General features: G+C 59.4%; 20 protein-coding genes, 1 other RNA gene and 1 riboswitch. Of the genes, 9 read left to right on the top strand and 12 right to left on the bottom strand.

Annotated elements, in window-relative coordinates; genetic code table 11:
- Positions 1–31: 31 nt before the first annotated feature.
- Positions 32–487, top strand: a complete 456-nt coding sequence (locus ACP15L_RS20400) for a nucleoside deaminase (RefSeq protein WP_425085597.1) — start codon at positions 32–34, stop codon at positions 485–487.
- Here ACP15L_RS20400 and ACP15L_RS20395 read toward each other — a convergent pair.
- Together ACP15L_RS20395 and ACP15L_RS20390 are read right to left on the bottom strand one after the other, a co-directional pair.
- Positions 484–1,650: a M24 family metallopeptidase gene (locus ACP15L_RS20395; RefSeq protein WP_425085578.1), complete on the bottom strand. Its 1,167-nt coding sequence runs from the start codon at positions 1,648–1,650 to the stop codon at positions 484–486. The two genes, ACP15L_RS20400 and ACP15L_RS20395, sit on opposite strands and share 4 nt — an antisense overlap.
- Positions 1,650–2,342: a metal-dependent hydrolase gene (locus ACP15L_RS20390; RefSeq protein ID WP_425085577.1), complete on the bottom strand. Its 693-nt coding sequence runs from the start codon at positions 2,340–2,342 to the stop codon at positions 1,650–1,652. Before ACP15L_RS20390 ends, ACP15L_RS20395 begins: the two co-directional genes overlap by 1 nt.
- A gap of 58 nt (positions 2,343–2,400) precedes the next feature.
- On the opposite strand from ACP15L_RS20390, the gene ACP15L_RS20385 reads away from it, so the two are divergent.
- Positions 2,401–3,057, top strand: a complete 657-nt coding sequence (locus ACP15L_RS20385; RefSeq protein ID WP_425085576.1) for a ceramidase domain-containing protein — start codon at positions 2,401–2,403, stop codon at positions 3,055–3,057.
- Here ACP15L_RS20385 and ACP15L_RS20380 read toward each other — a convergent pair.
- Positions 3,048–3,611: a DUF4202 domain-containing protein gene (locus ACP15L_RS20380; RefSeq protein ID WP_425085575.1), complete on the bottom strand. Its 564-nt coding sequence runs from the start codon at positions 3,609–3,611 to the stop codon at positions 3,048–3,050. The two genes, ACP15L_RS20385 and ACP15L_RS20380, sit on opposite strands and share 10 nt — an antisense overlap.
- A 146-nt stretch (positions 3,612–3,757) precedes the next feature.
- On the bottom strand, positions 3,758–3,916 hold the full coding sequence (locus ACP15L_RS20375; RefSeq protein ID WP_170460730.1) for a hypothetical protein: 159 nt from the start codon (positions 3,914–3,916) through the stop codon (positions 3,758–3,760).
- A gap of 219 nt (positions 3,917–4,135) precedes the next feature.
- Here ACP15L_RS20375 and gatC point away from each other — a divergent pair, with 219 nt between their 5' ends.
- The 5 genes from gatC to rnpB all read left to right on the top strand — a co-directional run bounded on the left by gatC (position 4,136) and on the right by rnpB (position 7,847).
- Complete coding sequence (gene gatC, locus ACP15L_RS20370) at positions 4,136–4,423, top strand: Asp-tRNA(Asn)/Glu-tRNA(Gln) amidotransferase subunit GatC (protein ID WP_425085574.1); 288 nt, start codon at positions 4,136–4,138, stop codon at positions 4,421–4,423.
- Between the two features lie 3 nt (positions 4,424–4,426).
- A complete protein-coding gene (gene gatA, locus ACP15L_RS20365; protein WP_425085573.1) occupies positions 4,427–5,914 on the top strand; it encodes an Asp-tRNA(Asn)/Glu-tRNA(Gln) amidotransferase subunit GatA in 1,488 nt (495 codons plus the stop codon).
- Positions 5,915–5,952: 38 nt separating this feature from the next.
- Positions 5,953–6,654, top strand: coding sequence for a hypothetical protein (locus ACP15L_RS20360; protein ID WP_425085572.1), 702 nt, complete (start codon positions 5,953–5,955; stop codon positions 6,652–6,654).
- A complete protein-coding gene (locus ACP15L_RS20355) occupies positions 6,638–7,321 on the top strand; it encodes an N-acetylmuramoyl-L-alanine amidase (protein WP_425085571.1) in 684 nt (227 codons plus the stop codon). The genes ACP15L_RS20360 and ACP15L_RS20355 overlap by 17 nt, the downstream gene beginning before the upstream one ends.
- A 126-nt stretch (positions 7,322–7,447) precedes the next feature.
- Positions 7,448–7,847, top strand: an RNA gene (rnpB, locus tag ACP15L_RS20350) — RNase P RNA component class A.
- 9 nt (positions 7,848–7,856) lie between these two features.
- On the opposite strand, the gene ACP15L_RS20345 is transcribed toward rnpB, so the two are convergent.
- The 3 genes from ACP15L_RS20345 to ACP15L_RS20335 form a co-directional block, all read right to left on the bottom strand.
- Positions 7,857–8,189 carry a GYD domain-containing protein gene (locus ACP15L_RS20345; protein WP_170460737.1) on the bottom strand — a complete coding sequence of 111 codons (333 nt, stop codon included), beginning with the start codon at positions 8,187–8,189 and terminating at the stop codon, positions 7,857–7,859.
- 76 nt (positions 8,190–8,265) lie between these two features.
- The gene (locus tag ACP15L_RS20340) at positions 8,266–9,087 is read right to left on the bottom strand and encodes a DUF2182 domain-containing protein (RefSeq protein WP_425085570.1); all 822 of its coding nucleotides are present in this window, start codon (positions 9,085–9,087) and stop codon (positions 8,266–8,268) included.
- A gap of 12 nt (positions 9,088–9,099) precedes the next feature.
- Positions 9,100–9,735 carry a DUF1326 domain-containing protein gene (locus ACP15L_RS20335; protein ID WP_425085569.1) on the bottom strand — a complete coding sequence of 212 codons (636 nt, stop codon included), beginning with the start codon at positions 9,733–9,735 and terminating at the stop codon, positions 9,100–9,102.
- A 279-nt stretch (positions 9,736–10,014) separates the two neighbouring features.
- Here ACP15L_RS20335 and rpmG point away from each other — a divergent pair, with 279 nt between their 5' ends.
- Complete coding sequence (gene rpmG, locus ACP15L_RS20330; protein WP_037309480.1) at positions 10,015–10,182, top strand: 50S ribosomal protein L33; 168 nt, start codon at positions 10,015–10,017, stop codon at positions 10,180–10,182.
- A gap of 208 nt (positions 10,183–10,390) precedes the next feature.
- Entirely contained in the window at positions 10,391–10,897 is a 507-nt protein-coding gene (locus ACP15L_RS20325) for a hypothetical protein (RefSeq protein WP_170374852.1), read from the top strand.
- Positions 10,898–10,989: 92 nt separating this feature from the next.
- Here the strand turns inward: ACP15L_RS20325 and ACP15L_RS20320 are convergent, their stop codons facing one another.
- Genes ACP15L_RS20320 through nrdH form a run of 5 tightly spaced genes read right to left on the bottom strand, consistent with a single transcriptional unit; the run spans position 10,990 to position 15,115 of the window.
- Entirely contained in the window at positions 10,990–11,376 is a 387-nt protein-coding gene (locus ACP15L_RS20320) for a hypothetical protein (RefSeq protein WP_425085568.1), read from the bottom strand.
- Positions 11,376–12,347 carry a class 1b ribonucleoside-diphosphate reductase subunit beta gene (nrdF, locus tag ACP15L_RS20315; RefSeq protein ID WP_170374857.1) on the bottom strand — a complete coding sequence of 324 codons (972 nt, stop codon included), beginning with the start codon at positions 12,345–12,347 and terminating at the stop codon, positions 11,376–11,378. The genes ACP15L_RS20320 and nrdF overlap by 1 nt, the downstream gene beginning before the upstream one ends.
- Positions 12,348–12,359: 12 nt before the next feature.
- Positions 12,360–14,483 (bottom strand): class 1b ribonucleoside-diphosphate reductase subunit alpha, encoded by a 2,124-nt coding sequence (nrdE, locus tag ACP15L_RS20310; RefSeq protein ID WP_425085567.1) that lies wholly within the window; start codon positions 14,481–14,483, stop codon positions 12,360–12,362.
- A complete protein-coding gene (gene nrdI / locus ACP15L_RS20305) occupies positions 14,465–14,878 on the bottom strand; it encodes a class Ib ribonucleoside-diphosphate reductase assembly flavoprotein NrdI (protein WP_170719245.1) in 414 nt (137 codons plus the stop codon). Before nrdI ends, nrdE begins: the two co-directional genes overlap by 19 nt.
- Positions 14,879–14,893: 15 nt before the next feature.
- Complete coding sequence (gene nrdH, locus ACP15L_RS20300; RefSeq protein ID WP_170374861.1) at positions 14,894–15,115, bottom strand: glutaredoxin-like protein NrdH; 222 nt, start codon at positions 15,113–15,115, stop codon at positions 14,894–14,896.
- Between the two features lie 85 nt (positions 15,116–15,200).
- A riboswitch (cobalamin riboswitch) is annotated at positions 15,201–15,393 on the bottom strand.
- Positions 15,394–15,415 lie beyond the last annotated feature (22 nt).

Genomic DNA, 15,415 nt, shown 5'->3' with positions numbered 1-15,415 from the left:
CGAAAGGCAGGTTTCTGAGGCAGTCAAGGGCATGGTGTTCAAATCACATATGGACAAGGCACTGTCCGAGGCCCGCGCGGCCGCTGAACGGGGGGAGGTTCCCGTCGGCGCGGTGATCGTCGCGCCTGATGGCCGGGTCGTGGCCTCTGCCGGGAATCGCACGCGAGAGCTGAACGATCCGACCGCCCATGCCGAGATACTGGCGCTGCGCGCCGCCTGTGCCGAGGCAGGCTCGGAAAGGCTCCCCGGTCATGACCTCTATGTAACGCTAGAGCCTTGCGCGATGTGCGCCGCGGCTTTGGCCGCAGCACGCATCCGCCGCATCTACTACGGGGCGTCCGACCCGAAATCAGGTGGAGTCGCCCATGGCGCACGGGTTTTCGCGCACCCGCAGGCCCATCACAAGCCAGAGGTCTATGATGGCATCGCAGCCGACGAGGCGGCCGACCTGCTCAGGCGCTTTTTCGCGAGCCAACGTGACTACTAGGGTTTAACCACCATCTCACGCGGGATATCGGCCAGCGGTTGGCCGCCCTCCGGCGTCACGACAAAGCTTTCGGTTATCGCCAGCCCCCAGTCCGGAGTCCACAGTCCCGGCATCAGGTGAAACGTCATGTTTTCCTGCAATGCCGTGGTGTCGCCGGGGCGTAGACTCATCGTGCGCTCACCCCAATCGGGCGGGTAGCTGAGGCCGATAGGATAGCCGGTACGGTTGGCCTTTTCATATCCGGCGCGGGCGAAACTGTCGTAGACACAAGTGGCGATTTCCTCGCATGTTATGCCGGGGCGGGCGGCTGCCAGAGTGGCCTCAATCGCCGTCAGAACTGCCGCTTCGGCCCGGCGGATGTCATCCGGTGGATCGCCCAGAAACAGGCTGCGACTGGCGGGGCAGTGATAGCGCCGGTAGCAGCCGGAGATCTCGAAATAGGTGGCCTCTCCGCGCGCCAAAGGCCTGTCATTCCAGGTGATATGCGAAGCCGAGGCCTCACGCCCCGAAGGTGCAATCGGTACAATCGCGGGGTAGTCGCCCGCCAAACCGGGCAGGCCTGCGATGCCTGCGGCCTGCACTTGGGCGACCAGTTGGTTCTTGGGCAGGCCTTCGCGAAATGCCTCGCGCAGCACCCCATGCATATGCGCGGTCAACTGGCCCGCCTTGCGCATCATGTCGATCTCGGCGTCGCTTTTGACCGCACGCTGCCAGTTCACAAGACCCGTGGCGTCAATCATTTCACCGAAGGCGCGCTCAAGAATGCGGTGGCTGGCGGCGGAGTAGTAGTAATTGTCCATCTCGACGCCCAGCCCTCGGGTCCAATCCCGGTCGCGCAGCGCAAGAACCAGAGCGTCGACCGGATGGTGGTCCGGATGCTGAACGTGTTCTTCCGGCCAATCCAACAAATCCGCCGCGTCCAGCCACGTGGTCTGCGCGGCACCGGCCTTGTCCTGCGTACGCCCCCACCACAGAGGCGCACCTTGTGCAGGCAAGATCACCATCTGCGGGACGTAGAAGCTCCAGCCGTCATACCCAGTAAGCCAGGCCATGTTGGACGGGTCGGTGACCAGTAGGGTCTCAATCCCGCGCGCATTCATCGCCGCGCGGGTTTTGCTCAGGCGGTCTGCGTATTCCTGCGCGCTAAAATCTGACGCGGGCATTAGAGAGAGATCGCTTTCATGACTTCAGGCTCGATCACGTCCACACCGGGCAGACCGTCGATCAGTGTCTGCGCGGATTGCTCAAGTATGGGGAAGGTTTTGTAGTGGCAGGGAATCACCGTTTTGAAATTGAAATACCGTTTGGCGGCATAGGCGGTGGCTTTCATATCCATGGTGAAATGTCCGCCTGCCGACAAAATGCCGATATCGGGTTTGTAGTAATCCGCCATCCAATCCATATCCGCCATGACATCGGTATCGCCCGAGACATAGAGCATGCGCCCCTCGGCTGCGATCATGAACCCGACCTCACTGCCGCCGGTGCGCAGCCCGTCCGGGGTCGAAAAGGTCGAGCTGTGCGAGGCGGGCACCATGGTTACCTTGATGCCGTTCAGATTGACTGTTCCGCCTTTGTTGAAGCCGATGGTCTCGATCCCTTCGGCCTCGGCCCAATAGCCCATGAGGTCATACTGACCGACCACCGGTACCTTCAGGAGTTTGGCCAAAGGCAGGATGTCGACGACATGGTCGAAATGCGTGTGGGTCAGAAGGATATGCGTGGCACCTTCAACGGCCGCATCATGCTGATCCTCGGGCAGAGACGGGTTGCCGGTCAGCCACGGGTCGACCAGTAGCACCTGACCTTCGGTTTCAATGCGAAAGCTGCCATGGCCCAACCAAATGATGTTCATGAGAAATCCTCCTGCGATGCCTATTGGCATCACACTAGCATCCGTTATGTAAAAGTTCATGGATTGGTTTCAGGAAATTGACGGGTATTGCGAACGCCTTACCCCCGCCTATTGGGCCGAGCCGATCAACGCGGTGACCAACGCCGCGTTCCTGATCGCAGCTTTCATCATGTGGCGCAGGGTGCGCGGGCAGGGGATGCCTCTGGCCATGCTACTGGTGTTGTTTCTCGCCACGATCGGGATCGGCAGCTATCTGTTTCACACCCACGCGCAGGTCTGGGCTGCGATGGCCGATGTCGCGCCGATCCTTCTGTATATTCTGGTCTATATCTTTGCGATCAATCGGGACGTCTGGCAGATGCGTCCTCTGCCCGCCGCGATGGTGACCGCGCTTATCATTCCCTATACGGCCGCAACCCTGCCGCTGTTTCAACTGGTTCCGGGTTTGGGAGGGTCAGCCGCATACGCTCCGGTGCCTCTGCTGATTCTGATTTACGCGTTTCTTCTTCGCAATCGCACACCGGAAACGGCCCGAGGGCTAGCGATTGGCGCGGCTATACTGATCGCCTCGATCACCTTCCGCGCTTTGGATGAGCCTCTATGTATGCAGCTCCCGCTGGGCACGCATTTCATGTGGCACATCCTGAACGCCACCATGCTGGGCTGGATGATCGAGGTTTATCGTAGGCACCTAACCCGCGCGTCTCAGTCCTGAAACGCAGCAGCCAGGTTTTCGGGCAGATCGAACTCTTGCAGAACCCGCGCGCGGCCTTCGGCTGACATCTTCCGGGCTGTCTTTTCGACAATTCTCTGAATCTTTTCGGCCGAGTGTTTTGCGGCGAAAGGCGCGAAATACCATTTCAGGAATACAAAGCAGATGACATCCTCAAGCGCCTGAACTTCATCATCGCGCTTGATGCCTTGCTTGCGTAGCATGCGACCGGTCGCGTCGATATCATCCGCGTCGTATCCGGCCTGCTGCATCAGGCCCATGACAACCTCAGCGTGATGGACACCCTGTGCCTTGCGCCAGGCCAGATATCCGGCGCGGCCTTCGGGATATTCGTTGCGCGCCAGCTTCCAGCGTTCAACGTGTTGCCCGCGCGCGGCAATCTGCAACATGTCCGAGGCGTCAGGGAACAGCCTGTCCATCTCAGTGCTCATGCGTTGACCATAGATCAGCTCGACCGGTTGGCCGTCTTCGATGTTGGGGTCTTGCCTGTTGGCCGCATCAATCGCGTCCAGAACGGCTTGCTTGCGCGCGCTCATCTTCTGCTCCGTTGGTTCTTGCCGAACCAATCTTACGGTTCGGCGCATCACTCGGTCTACCGTAGCGGGTCGCGTCGAAAAGAGCAGCAGTCAATTGTTGCCGTCCGGGTCGGGCAGTTATCACCCGACCCGGGGCAGGGGGTCTATCACTTGTTCGTCTTGACCTGATCCTGGCTGACAACCTCGGGGGCAGGAGTGGGGAAGGTCAGATCAGGTGTCAGGGTATTCATTGTTGGGCCAAAAGCCTGTGCTTGCGACGCTACAACAGTGGTGGCCACTACAAATGCAATCAGGAAGGGTTTCATGTCTCTACTCCGGGTTTTGGCTGTGCCGTGCAATAGAAATGAACAGTTCAGTTTAGTTTTTCAAGGGTAAAAATGAACTAAACGGTTTACTTTTTTGCATGGGAGGTATGCAAAATGGAAAAGAGGCCATTTCAGATGATGCCAGGGCAGACCCTATCGCGCTCTTGCGACCCGGACCCCGGACGGGTAAATGCCCCCTAACGCATATGAGGTTTTCCGATGTCGATTGACCAAAGCACCGCCGCCAAGGTGGCCAAACTGGCCCGGATCAAGGTCGAGGATGACGCGCTGCCCGCGCTGGCGTCCGAATTCAACACCATCCTTGGGTTCATCGAGCAACTGAACGAAGTGGATGTCGAAGGTGTCGAGCCGATGGTCTCGGTCGAGCCGATGCGCCTGAAACGTCGTGAGGATGTGGTCGCCGACGGAAACCAGCAGGACAAGGTTCTGGCCAACGCCCCCGACGCCCGCGAAGGCTTTTTCGCAGTCCCCAAAGTGGTGGAGTAAGACATGAGCGATCTGAACAAACTGGGCCTGGCCGAGGCCCGCGATGCGCTGCGCAAGGGTGATGTGACCTCGGTCGAGCTGACCGAATCCTGTCTCAAGGCCATTGATGACGCCGACGCGCTGAACGCGTTTGTCCACAAGACGCCCGAGATCGCGCTGGAGCGCGCTAAGGCGGCGGATGAGCGGATCAAAGCAGGCGATGCTCCGTCCATGTGCGGTCTGCCGATCGGCATCAAGGACCTGTTCTGCACCAAGGGCGTGCCCTCGCAGGCAGCATCAAAAATTCTGGAGGGCTTCAAGCCTGAATACGAATCCACTGTGTCTCAGCAACTGGCTGACGCTGGCGCTGTCATGCTGGGCAAGCTGAACATGGACGAATTCGCGATGGGTTCGTCCAACGAAACCTCGGTCTACGGCAACGCGGTCAGCCCGTGGCGGCGCGGCAATGACGATGCGCAGCTGACACCGGGTGGCTCGTCCGGTGGATCGGCGTCTGCGGTGGCCGCCGATCTGTGTCTGGCGGCAACCGGCACCGACACAGGTGGCTCGATCCGTCAGCCTGCCGCGTTTGTCGGCATCACTGGCATCAAACCGACCTATGGCCGCTGCTCGCGCTGGGGCATCGTGGCCTTTGCCTCCTCGCTTGATCAGGCCGGCCCGATGACCAAGAATGTCCGCGACGCGGCGATCATGCTGGAAACCATGTGTGGCCATGACGCCAAGGACTCCACCAGCGCCGAGCTGGCCGTCCCGAATTTCGAGGCCATGCTGACCGGCGACATCAAAGGCAAAAAGATCGGTATCCCGAAAGAATACCGTATGGATGGAATGCCTGCCGAGATCGAAAAGCTCTGGGCCGACGGCGCCGCCATGCTGAAAGACGCAGGGGCCGAGATTGTCGATATCTCGCTGCCGCACACCAAATACGCTCTGCCTGCCTACTACGTAATCGCACCGGCCGAGGCATCCTCGAACCTCGCCCGCTATGACGGTGTCCGCTACGGTCGCCGTGCGCAGCTGGCGCAGGGGGATGGTATCACCGAGATGTACGAAAAGACCCGTGCCGAAGGCTTCGGCCACGAGGTCCAGCGCCGCGTTATGATTGGTACCTACGTATTGTCGGCCGGATTCTACGACGCCTACTACAACCGCGCACGACGCGTCCGCACCCTGATCAAGAAAGACTTCGAGGACGTCTTCGCCGCGGGTGTCGACGCAATCCTAACCCCGGCTACTCCGTCCGCATCCTTCGGTCTGGGCGAGATGACCGAGGCCGATCCCGTTCAAATGTACTTGAACGACGTCTTTACCGTGACGGTGAACCTTGCCGGTCTGCCGGGGATCTCGGTGCCTGCAGGGCTCGATAAACAAGGGCTGCCACTGGGTCTGCAACTGATCGGTCGGCCCTGGGACGAGGGCGACTTGCTCAATACCGCCTATGCGTTGGAAAACGCCGCTGGTTTTGTGGCAAAACCGTCGAAATGGTGGTAAGCCTCGGGCCTGAAAGACACCAGACACGGAGGCGCAGCATGCGCTCTTTGCCTCTCATCGCGGCGATCTCGCTGATCGCCGCCTGTGATACGGTCACACCGATTGGCGGAACCGACTTCAACACGCCCGAGTATCAGGCCCAGCGTGAGGCTCAACTATCCGGGCAAGGGAGTGTCGTAAACCCGCTGCTCGCCCCGGTGGATGTTTCGGAACAGGCCCTAGGTGCACCGGGTTCGGCGTCGAACGCAACCGTTGCGACCGGCGCCAATGCCGATATTGCCAATCAGACGGCGGCGGCTTTGGCGAGTACTTCGGTGCAGCCAACGGTCACTTCGGTACCCAACAATACAGGCATCTCCGACGAACAGGATTTCGGAGCCGTGTCCGAGCGCCGCAGCATCGAATCCGATGCCGCCCGTATCGAACAGAACCGCCAGACCTACGAAGTGGTCGCCCCAACAGCCGTTCCTGAACGTGGCAGCGACGGGCAGCCCAACATCGTGCAATACGCGCTCAGCACATCCAACCCGGTGGGCACCCAGCTTTACAGCCGCGCGGGGTTCAACCTGCTGGCCAAAGCACAGCGCAACTGCGCGCAATTCCCCTCGCCGGACCAGGCCCAGATCGCCTTCCTGTCGAACGGAGGGCCGCAGCGCGACCGCAAAGGACTGGACCCGGATGGCGACGGCTATGCCTGCAGCTGGGACCCGAGCCCGTTCCGCAGTGCCATCAACAACTAAGCCTGCGCCGATCTGGCATCCTTCGCCGAATTTCGGCCCCCGCCGCGATGGCCTGACGCCGACGCTTATTGTCCTGCACTACACCGCGATGGATAGCGCTCAGGCTGCGCTGGAGCGCCTCTGTGACCCACAAGCCGAGGTCTCAGCACACTACTTGATCGGTTCTGACGGTATGCTCTGGCAGATGGTGCGCGAAGAGGACCGTGCATGGCACGCCGGTGCGGGCGAATGGCATGGTCAGACCGACATCAACTCGCGCTCCATCGGGATCGAGCTGGACAACACCGGCGCACACCCTTTCTCGGATTTGCAGATGGCAACGCTGGAAACCCTCCTGCCTCAGATCATGTCGCGCTGGGCGATTCCGCCCGAGGGCTTGATTGGCCATTCCGACATGGCCCCCGGCCGAAAAAGCGACCCCGGAGCAAAGTTTGACTGGCAGCGGCTCGAACGTCAGGGCTTGGCCGCTAAACGCGGAACCGAAACTGCCCCGGTGGGCATCTCATACGACAACTTCCGCACACTGGCCCGCGCCGCAGGTTTCACAGCCGATGTCCCGAACGAGACGCTTCTGTCCGCCATCCGACTTCGATACCGCCCCTGGGGCATCGGTCCACTCGCCCCTGCCGACTTCAAGGCGCTCAGCCCGGCCTCACGCACAACCTGATCCGTTCTTCATCTGGCCAAAAATATCTCGGGGATGAAATGGCCAAAGGCCAAGAAGGGGCTGGCCCCTTCCTCCATCCTATCCACCCTTGACGCGACCGGGAACACAGCATACCCACCCCTCTGCGCGGAGGGCCGGATGGCCGCTGGGGTCGCAAGACCCGAGAGGAAAGTCCGGACTCCACAAGACAACGGTGCCGGGTAACGCCCGGGCGGGGCAACCCGACGGAAAGCGCCACAGAAATCAGACCGCCTGCGACTTCGGTCAAAGGTAAGGGTGAAACGGTGGAGTAAGAGCCCACCGCGCCGCTGGCAACAGCGGCGGCACGGCAAGCCCCACCGGGAGCAATGCCAAATAGGGTCCCCGCGCGGGATGGTCGGCGTCTGCCGATACCACCGCTAAGCGCGTCTTGGCCGAGAGGGACCGGGTTGGCAGCTTGAGCCGCGCAGCAATGCGCGGCCTAGAGGAATGGTCATCGAAGGGGGCAACCCCGGAACAAGATCCGGCTTACAGGCCCTCCGCGCGTATTCAATTGTCAGTTTCCGGGTGGCGTGTAGGCCCCGACCAATTTTGCAGCCTTCTTCTGAACCGCCACGAAGTCCTTCGCTTTCCAAGCCCTTACGGTTTCTATTTTGGATACCGCGCCCGAGGCGGCAACCGCCATGCCTACTGCAACCGCGTCTGTCTCGTCCGGTGCTTCGCTGATGACAACCACGTCGTTGTCGCCCGTCGTGATGTAGAAGGCCAAAAGTTTGGCACCGACCTTCTTCAACAGCGCTTTGACGGCGTCCGTCCGATCGGATGGTTTGCCGACCATCCCCTTCGCGCCTTTTTGGGAATAGGATGCATAGGTGATAAAAATAGGCATGGGTGCCTCCTGACTGAAGTTGAGGGACCTTTGATTGGGCCGGTCCTTTGGCCTGAAATCCGATCCGAGGCGTGTGCTAAGGTACGGCCACCAGCCAGACGCCAAGAACGATCAGCACCGCGCCCGTCGTGGGCACCAGCCACATGGCGCGCGGCAACAGCTTCTCCAACGCGACGTAAATGGCGACGCCGACAATCCAATAGATGTTCATCACTCCGCCTACGAACAGCAGCAGCATCAGGGCCCAGCAGCAGCCCAGACAATAGGCTCCGTGCAGCGCGCCGGTGCGGAATGCGCCATAGGCGTAGGGTCTGTTGTGATCGGCTAGAAAACGCGCCGGACTACGGCAGTGGCGCAGACAGGCGGTTTTGAGGCTGGACAGTTGGTACAGCCCCGCTGCGATCAAAACGCACCCGGCCGCCGTCCGAGAGCGGATGGTCATCATCGGGCCATCGGACAGCCCAACAACTTCCAGCAACCATTGTGCGCCGGTTGCAAGCACGCTGAACAAGGCCCAGGCCACCAGATAGCCGGCCAAAAAAAACAGGCTCAGCCGCGCCGTATTGGCCTTGTCCGGCCCGACCCGTTTCAACGCCATGAACAGCAGAACAGTAGGGGCGGCGCTGGGTGTCATCATCGCGATCATCATCACCCACCACATTAGGAAGATCAGCACGGCATAAGTTGCCGTCCAATGCACCTCGGTCGCCATCTGCATTGGGTTGCCAATTGGGCGGGCCATCCGCGTCATGTCCACAGCGGTCATGTTCATGCCGACCCCGGCAATCGTATACCACGATGCCGCCAAAATGATCAGCGCGACACAGACCAGAACAACGCTACGGTCATGCCGAAGCACCCGATCGACCAAATGGCTCGGTGGTGGGGAATCAGTCATTGGACATCCTGCCTAAGCGCCCAGAACCCCATGTCCTGAGATGTTGAGATGCGCTAGATGCGCGTGGGTCGCATCGAAGGCCAGACTGATCGCTGCGCCCGTGGTCTGGGCTGAACCCGACGCCGCCTCGGCGGTGCGATATTCGAACCCGTTGGGCAGATGGAACGCCGCACGATGCGGGTCTCCGGTCACGATATTGGGGATCGGTCTGACTTTCACATCGAACACACCGGTCACGTTCGCATAGCCAGTCCGGTCCTCGCGGCTCCAGTCCAGTTCGATCGGAACGTACAGAGTTTCGTGTTTCTTGGGCGCCATTGCGCTGAAGACGTACCACATGGTCGCCATTTCATCCGTGTCTTCGCCGGACATGATCGCCTGCAACGCGGCGCGCTGATCGGCAGAGGCGCTTTCATCTATGATCAACTGCATTTGGCCATTGCCTTCATGGATCGGGCCGGGCCAGTGATACACGCCTGCTGCCCGCACACCGGCAAGATCTGTTTCGCCATAGTGGCCGGATTCAATATCGAACACGACGACGGCTTCGCAATTGCCGTGGGTGGGTAGAACACTGAACTGGCAAGGGCAGCCGAAGTTGCAGTTACAATTGGCCAGCTCTTCGGCCTGCAGTTTCCATTCTGTCATGATTAACCCCCAAACACGCTTAAACGTAATCTGCCGTTTTAGGGTCGAGCCTGATATGGATGCCTCGAGGGCCGGGCTTGGCGCCGGCTTTTGGGTCTTCCGAATTGCGCGACCATATCACGAAAGCGTGATTGCGCCAAATCCGGTGCAAGCGTGCAACTCAGCTTTTGTGCACCTCACTTGCGGAATCCGGTTGACTCGGGCGCGCGACGGAGTAAAAGCGCACGCTCATAGGAATTCAACCGGAAGGCCCTGCCTTTTCGGACGCAGGAGATAACCATGGCGAAGCCGACGACAATCAAGATCCGCCTGAACTCGACCGCGGGCACGGGCCACTTCTACGTGACCAAGAAAAACGCGCGTACGATGACCGAGAAAATGACCATTCGTAAATACGACCCGGTCGTTCGGAAACATGTCGAGTACAAGGAAGGCAAGATTAAGTAATCTGCCGTTCCAATTGGATATTTTGAAAAGGGCTCTGAATTGTCAGAGCCCTTTTTCTTTGTGACGCATACGCTGGTGTCGCCAGGCCAAAGGAACAGGTCCGTTGCAGGGACGCATCAGCGCCACGCCCCTTCGCACCTGCCGCGGCTTGCTTTTTGCATCTCGCTACCGCTACGGTTTAGCAAATCGCCACAAAATGTTGACCGTCATGAAAAAAATCTTGCTACCGACAATCGCCGTTTTGACCCTCGCGGCTTGTGAAGACCCCTTCAATCGCCAAGGTGTCGGGTTCACCGGGATTGATGGTGAACCGCGCACGGTGTCCGATGTTCCGGGAGCCGTTGCCTTCTTACCGCCAGCGACCAATGTCCCGGCCGAGCTTGCGGAATTGCCCACCGTCTCGGTCCTGTCCGACAAGGTCGGGATCGATAAGATTGCCGGTGTGGCAATCGAAAATGGCGGTCAGTCGCCTGCAAACGCGGTGGAGCTATCGGGAAGCAGCCAGAACCTGTATCTGAGCACAGTGAATGTGAACGGCACCCTGTTCGGAGTTGTTCGGACACGCTCAAACAGCACTCGGGTCGATAACTCTGTGGGGGCGGCGTTTGGCAGAGAGACCGAACGCTTTACCGGTTGCCTGCCTGCAGGAGATGTCTACAGCAAGGGCTCATCCGATCGCAGCTCAGGCTTTGCGGTGCCGTTGAACTGCAGCTGATCCGGTTGAAAATCAGTTGAAGTGTAAAAGGGCGAGGATTTCCCCGCCTTGTTCATTTGCACCGATCGCTATTCGTCCCAATCAAGGCGGTGTTAGCCATCCTCAAGGATGCGGGCGAGGTCGGGCCGGCGGAAGGCCGGACCTTTCAGCACTTTGCCATCTTCGCGCAGAACCGGTTTCCCATCGGCGCCCAGCTTGGACATGTTCGAGGCATGGACCTCCTCCATCGCCGCTTGTTTGAAACTGTGTAGGCCGAATTCCAGAAAGGTGCCGTCCAGCACGTATTGGATGTCACACAGGGCATCTAGCACCTCGACCAGATTGCCATCCTCCACCGCTGCGCGCAGCTCCGCGACTTCCTCTTCGAGGATCGCCAACCGCATCTGTGCACGCGTCTCGGGGATTGCGGGTGCGTCCACGACCGGCACTTCGAAGGCTTCGTGCCAGTCCCGAACGATGGTTAGAGTGTCCTTTGCCATCAGAAATCCCAATCTTCGTCCTCGGTCGCTACGGCCTTGCCGATGACATAAGAGGAGCCAGAGCCCGAGAAGAAGTCGTGGTTCTCGCTATCCGGGCTGAGGGCGGCCAGAATCGCCGGATTCACTTCGGAAACTTCCGGCGGGAACAGGGCCTCGAATCCAAGGTTTTGCAGCGCCTTGTTAGCGTTGTAGTGGAGGAAGACCTTCACGTCCTCGGTCAGGCCGAGCTCGTCATACAGTTCCTCGGTGTATTGGTTCTCGATCCCGTAAAGCTCGAACATCAGACCAAAGGCATAGTCCTTCAACTCCTGCTGTTCGGCCTCAGAGAGCTTCTCGTAGCCGCGCTGGAATTTGTAGCCGATGTAATAACCATGCACGGCTTCATCGCGGATGATCAGGCGGATCAGGTCGGCGGTGTTGGTCAGCTTGGCGCGACTGGACCAGTACATTGGCAGGTAGAAGCCGGAATAGAACAGGAAGCTCTCCAGAAACACCGACGCGATCTTACGTTTCAGCGGATCGTTGCCCGGAGCGTATGTGTTCAGGATCGCCTCGGCCTTGGCCTGCAGATGCGGGTTTTCTTCGGACCAACGGAAGGCCTCGTCGATCTCCTTGGTCGAACAGAGCGTCGAGAAGATCGAGGAATAGCTGCGCGCGTGCACCGCCTCCATAAAGGCGATGTTGGTCAGCACGGCCTCTTCATGCGGAGTGACGGCATCGGGCATCAAAGCAGGGGCACCGACCGTGTTCTGGATCGTGTCCAGCAGGGTCAGGCCGGTGAAGACGCGGATGGTCAGCTGCTTTTCGTGATCCGTCAGCGTGGCCCAGCTTTGGATGTCGTTGGACAGCGGTACCTTCTCTGGTAGCCAGAAGTTGACCGTCAGGCGGTTCCAGACCTCAAGGTCTTTGTCATCCTCCAGCCGGTTCCAGTTGATGGCGCGGGGGATCTTGGTTTGGATCATGTCTTTCATGTTAGTGGCCCCTTACAGCGAGCAGGATACGCAGCCCTGCACCTCGGTCCCTTCAAGGGCCTCCTGGCGCAGACGCACGTAATAAATGGTTTTGATGCCTTTCTTCCACGCGTAGATCTGCGCGCGGTTGATGTCGCGGGTCGTGGCTTCGGCCGGGAAGAACAGGGTCAGAGACAGGCCCTGATCCACATGCTCGGTGGCCGCGGCATATGTGTCGATCAGCGCCTCGGGGCCGATCTCATAGGCGTCGCGGTAGTATTCGAGGTTGTCATTGTTCATGAAAGCCGCCGGATAGTAGACGCGGCCGATCTTGCCCTCTTTACGGATTTCGATCTTCGAGACGATGGGATGGATCGAAGAGGTCGAATTGTTGATATAGCTGATCGAGCCGGTCGGCGGCACCGCCTGAAGGTTGCGGTTATAAAGGCCGTGTTTCATCACATCTGCCTTCAACGCTGCCCAGTCGTCGCTTGTGGGCAGGGTCATGCCATCGAACAGAGCCTTCACCCGCTCGCTTTCGGGCAGCCAGTCACGGGTGGTGTATTTGTCGAAAAAGGTGCCCGAGGCGTAGTCGGAGTTCTCGAACCCCTTGAATGATGCGTTGCGTTCCTGCGCCAGATCGCAAGAGGTGCGGATCGCGTGATACGCCACGGTTGCGAAGTACACGGATGTGAACTCGACCCCCTCAGGCGAGCCATAGTGGATATGTTCGCGGGCAAGGAACCCGTGCAGGTTCATCTGCCCCAGACCAATTGCGTGGCTTTCATCATTGCCTCGACGCACCGACGGCACCGAGTCGATTGCTGACATTTCGGACACCGCCGTCAGCGCGCGGATCGCAGCGCCGACAGTACGGCCCAGATCACCGCCATCCATCGTCTTGGCAATGTTCAGCGAGCCGAGGTTGCAAGAGATATCCGTGCCTAGATGCGCATAGCTGAGGTCATCGTTGAATTCCGACGCCTCATTGACCTGCAAAATCTCGGAGCACAGGTTTGACATGTTGATCCGGCCCGCAATGGGGTTCATCCGGTTCACCGTGTCTTCGAACATCACGTAGGGATAGCCGGATTCGAACTGGATCTCGGCAATGGTCTGGAAGAATTCACGCGCATTGACCTTGGATTTCCGGATGCGCTTGTCATCGACCATCTCGTGATATTTCTCGGTCACCGAGATTTCCGAGAACGGCACGCCATAGACCTTTTCCACGTCATGGGGCGAGAACAGATACATATCGGCGTTTTTCTTCGCCAGCTCGAAAGTGATGTCAGGGATCACCACGCCAAGGCTCAGCGTTTTGATACGGATCTTCTCATCCGCGTTTTCGCGCTTGGTGTCGAGGAAGCGCATGATGTCCGGGTGGTGCGCGTTCAGATACACCGCACCCGCACCTTGCCGCGCGCCAAGCTGATTGGCGTAGGAGAAGCTGTCCTCCAGCAGTTTCATCACCGGGATCACGCCCGAGGATTGGTTCTCAATGCCCTTAATCGGCGCGCCGTGCTCGCGGATGTTGGTCAGCAGCAGCGCCACACCTCCGCCGCGCTTAGACAGTTGCAGGGCCGAGTTGATGCCGCGCCCGATGCTCTCCATGTTGTCCTCAAGCCGCAGCAGGAAGCACGAGATCAGCTCGCCGCGTGAGGCTTTGCCCGCGTTCAGGAAGGTAGGCGTGGCGGGTTGGAAGCGACCGTCGAGGATTTCCTCCATGAAGGACAGGGCCAGCGCCTCATCGCCGCGCGCCAGCGCCAACGCGGTCATGACGACGCGGTCCTCATAGCGTTCCAGGAACCGCTGCCCGTCACGGGTTTTCAGCGTGTATGAGGTGTAATACTTAAATGCGCCTAGAAAGGTCGGGAACCGAAATTTCTTGGCATAGGCCGCATCCCAGATCTTGCGCATGAAGTTCTTGGAATACTGGTCCAGAACGGCCTCTTCGTAGTAGCCTTCGGACACCAAATACCCGAGCTTTTCATCCAGCGAGTGGAAGAACACGGTGTTCTGGTTGACGTGCTGCAGGAAATACTGCCGCGCGGCCATACGGTCGGCATCGAAGCGGATCTTACCCTCACCATCGTAGAGGTTCAGCATCGCGTTCAATGCGTGATAGTCCTGCTCGTTTACGCTGCTGTCGAGCATAGGTGTCTCCCTAGTTTTTCCAGCCCGGCGCGGACGCGGGCGATGTCGGTCTCTGTTCCGGCCAGCTCAAACGTGTAGAGCAGCGGTACGTTGCATTTCTGGGCGATGATGCGACCGGCCAAAGCGTAGGTCGCACCAAAATTACGATTGCCTGTGCCGATCACTCCAACGATCCCGGCGCGTCTGTCCGGGTCGTTCAGGAACCGGATCACCTGTTTCGGAACCGCCCCGCGTCCTTCGCCATCTGCATAGGTGGGGCTGATCAGCACATAGGGGTGTCCGGCGTCGGGCAGCGGGTCCATTCCATTCGGAATGCGGAAAGAGGTCAGGCCCAGCCGCGAGACAAAGCGGTGGGTGTTTCCGGATTTCGATGAAAAATAGACCAGCGCCGGGATCGGCGCGGCCATGGATCAGGCCAGTTGGGCGATCATGTCCGGGCGGAACCCCGACCAGTGATCACTGCCCGCCACAACGACAGGAGCCTGACGATAACCCAGCTCGGTCACGTGGGTCATGGCGCTGTCGTCCTGGGTCAGGTCGATGACGTCATATGTGATGCCTTTTGCATCCAGCGCGCGGGTGGTGGCGGTGCATTGTACGCATGCGGGTTTGGAATATACGGTAATGCTCATGTCGTCCTCTGTCCTTTTAATGAATGCCGAGGACGCTGCGGGCAAAATGACCCCTGAACACGCCCCCGAACCCTCCGTTCGCGGTTCTCTTTCTTTGCTTGCGGCAGGTCTCCTGGCTCGCGGGATTGACGTTCGGACTGACCTTCCCAAAAGCACGCTTTCAGTGGCGTTTTCAGCCGAACTCTCCGCTTACAGTTGCGGGGGCAGCGCCGGTTTTTCACCGGTTTCCCTCTTAGCTTTCAACAGGAATCGAAAGAACCGAAGCAACACCATATTGGGGTTGGTGGTGGCGTGTTGTCA

The sequence above is a fragment of the Ruegeria profundi genome (assembly GCF_049800715.1).
Taxonomy (GTDB): Bacteria; Pseudomonadota; Alphaproteobacteria; order Rhodobacterales; family Rhodobacteraceae; genus Ruegeria; species Ruegeria profundi_A.
The sequence above is the reverse complement of the archived record's forward strand: the minus strand, read 5'-3'. Positions and strand labels throughout refer to the sequence as shown.

Bases quoted from the DNA above. Each gene is read 5' to 3' on its own strand.
- ACP15L_RS20390 (WP_425085577.1), bottom strand. From the start codon at position 2,342: ATGAACATCATTTGGTTGGGCCATGGCAGCTTTCGCATTGAAACCGAA.
- ACP15L_RS20385 (WP_425085576.1), top strand. From the start codon at position 2,401: ATGGATTGGTTTCAGGAAATTGACGGGTATTGCGAACGCCTTACCCCC.
- ACP15L_RS20400 (WP_425085597.1), top strand. From the start codon at position 32: ATGGTGTTCAAATCACATATGGACAAGGCACTGTCCGAGGCCCGCGCG.
- gatC (WP_425085574.1), top strand. From the start codon at position 4,136: ATGTCGATTGACCAAAGCACCGCCGCCAAGGTGGCCAAACTGGCCCGG.
- ACP15L_RS20320 (WP_425085568.1), bottom strand. From the start codon at position 11,376: ATGGCAAAGGACACTCTAACCATCGTTCGGGACTGGCACGAAGCCTTC.
- nrdF (WP_170374857.1), bottom strand. From the start codon at position 12,347: ATGAAAGACATGATCCAAACCAAGATCCCCCGCGCCATCAACTGGAAC.
- ACP15L_RS20380 (WP_425085575.1), bottom strand. From the start codon at position 3,611: ATGAGCGCGCGCAAGCAAGCCGTTCTGGACGCGATTGATGCGGCCAAC.
- ACP15L_RS20360 (WP_425085572.1), top strand. From the start codon at position 5,953: ATGCGCTCTTTGCCTCTCATCGCGGCGATCTCGCTGATCGCCGCCTGT.
- nrdE (WP_425085567.1), bottom strand. From the start codon at position 14,483: ATGCTCGACAGCAGCGTAAACGAGCAGGACTATCACGCATTGAACGCG.
- rpmG (WP_037309480.1), top strand. From the start codon at position 10,015: ATGGCGAAGCCGACGACAATCAAGATCCGCCTGAACTCGACCGCGGGC.
- ACP15L_RS20325 (WP_170374852.1), top strand. From the start codon at position 10,391: ATGAAAAAAATCTTGCTACCGACAATCGCCGTTTTGACCCTCGCGGCT.
- ACP15L_RS20395 (WP_425085578.1), bottom strand. From the start codon at position 1,650: ATGCCCGCGTCAGATTTTAGCGCGCAGGAATACGCAGACCGCCTGAGC.
- ACP15L_RS20340 (WP_425085570.1), bottom strand. From the start codon at position 9,087: ATGACTGATTCCCCACCACCGAGCCATTTGGTCGATCGGGTGCTTCGG.
- gatA (WP_425085573.1), top strand. From the start codon at position 4,427: ATGAGCGATCTGAACAAACTGGGCCTGGCCGAGGCCCGCGATGCGCTG.
- nrdH (WP_170374861.1), bottom strand. From the start codon at position 15,115: ATGAGCATTACCGTATATTCCAAACCCGCATGCGTACAATGCACCGCC.
- ACP15L_RS20335 (WP_425085569.1), bottom strand. From the start codon at position 9,735: ATGACAGAATGGAAACTGCAGGCCGAAGAGCTGGCCAATTGTAACTGC.
- ACP15L_RS20375 (WP_170460730.1), bottom strand. From the start codon at position 3,916: ATGAAACCCTTCCTGATTGCATTTGTAGTGGCCACCACTGTTGTAGCG.
- ACP15L_RS20345 (WP_170460737.1), bottom strand. From the start codon at position 8,189: ATGCCTATTTTTATCACCTATGCATCCTATTCCCAAAAAGGCGCGAAG.